We start from the raw sequence: 1,268 nt of genomic DNA, 5'->3' as shown, positions 1-1,268 counted from the left end.
ATGCTTCGCCGCTTGCGTGAGCATGACCAGATTGACTGGGAACGGGCGAGTCTTGATGCCGCCAGTGTTTCCAGCCCCGGGGGGCCAGGAAACCGCCCCAACCCGACAGACCGGTGCAAGCTCGGGTCGAAACGGCACATCGTCGTAGATGCGCGCGGCGTTCCGTTGGCCATCACGGTCACGGGTGCCAACCGGCATGATTCGATGGCATTCGAGCGCACGCTTGATGCCATTCCTGCGGTACCGGGCCTGAACGGACAGCCTCGCAAACGTCCGGGCAAGCTGCATACGGACAAAGGCTATGACTTTGCACGCTGCCGTCGTTACCTGAGGCAGCGCGGCATCACGGCCCGTATCGGCAGCCGTGGCGTGGAAAGTAAGGAGCGGCTCGGCCGGTATCGCTGGGTAGTCGAGCGCACGCATGCGCAGTTTGCCGGTTTCGGTAAACTGCGCATTCGTTTCGAGCGTCGTCTCGACATTCATGTTGCGTTGCTGTCCCTGGCTGCTGCCGTTATCTGTTCGCGCTTCATCGATGACTTGTGTTAGCCGCTCTAAAGGCCAAGGACACAAGTGCATCGAATTCCTGCTGATATAGCGGGACATGAATCGCTTTACGAACACGTTCTTCGATATCTCGCACATCCGTCTCGAATAGCGTTTGAGCTTGCGACACAGAGATTTTGCTTGACATCGCAGTATATCCAAGAGCGCTGCAAGACTTCATTTGAACCAAATGCCCCCAGCCAACTGTGCAATAGTTTTTGCTATCGTCATAGTAGAACGTGTGCGACCTGTCTTCGTCGTAGTGCACTCCCTCCCAACCCTTGATGAACTCCTTGCCTTGCGTCGAAGTTTTCAGTTGATCTATTGGGATTCTGTTTCCGAGGGGTGGAAGCGGTCGAGCATCCAAAAACGTTGCTCGATAACCTTCCTGCAGGATTGCCAGTGAATCCATCAAATCTGCGCGACGATAAAATGGCGATCGCAAGCCACTTCCATTCAACTTTGAATTAGGGCTGAAACCGCCCGATCCATCATACGTTTCGAAGTGAAGCATTGAGACGTTTTTATTGCCGACCACGCTAAGCGCTCTGCCGTTGTCGATCAAGATTCCACTTCTTGCAAGAACATCCCCCTGTCTCACGCTGTCTCCAACTTTAACCTTTATTGAGTCTAGAGCGTGTTAGGCACTTCCGGCCAGACCTGGTATCCTGGCTGGATGGCAAAACGCAAACCCTACCCGACGGATGTGTCGGACGAAGAATGGA

At 54.5% G+C, this 1,268-nt stretch carries 2 protein-coding genes; one reads left to right on the top strand and one right to left on the bottom strand.

The annotated features are described in order from the left end of the window. On the top strand, positions 1-546 hold a 546-nt coding region (locus BLU17_RS32090; protein WP_092006772.1), incomplete at its 5' end, for an IS5 family transposase. On the opposite strand, the gene BLU17_RS32085 is transcribed toward BLU17_RS32090, so the two are convergent. Next, complete coding sequence (locus BLU17_RS32085; RefSeq protein ID WP_245747128.1) at positions 527-1,108, bottom strand: lysozyme; 582 nt, start codon at positions 1,106-1,108, stop codon at positions 527-529. The genes BLU17_RS32090 and BLU17_RS32085 overlap by 20 nt on opposite strands. Between the last annotated feature and the right edge of the window lie 160 nt (positions 1,109-1,268).

The sequence above is a fragment of the Paraburkholderia lycopersici genome (assembly GCF_900096975.1).
GTDB lineage: Bacteria > Pseudomonadota > Gammaproteobacteria > Burkholderiales > Burkholderiaceae > Paraburkholderia > Paraburkholderia lycopersici.
This window is presented reverse-complemented; position numbering and strand designations above follow the sequence as displayed.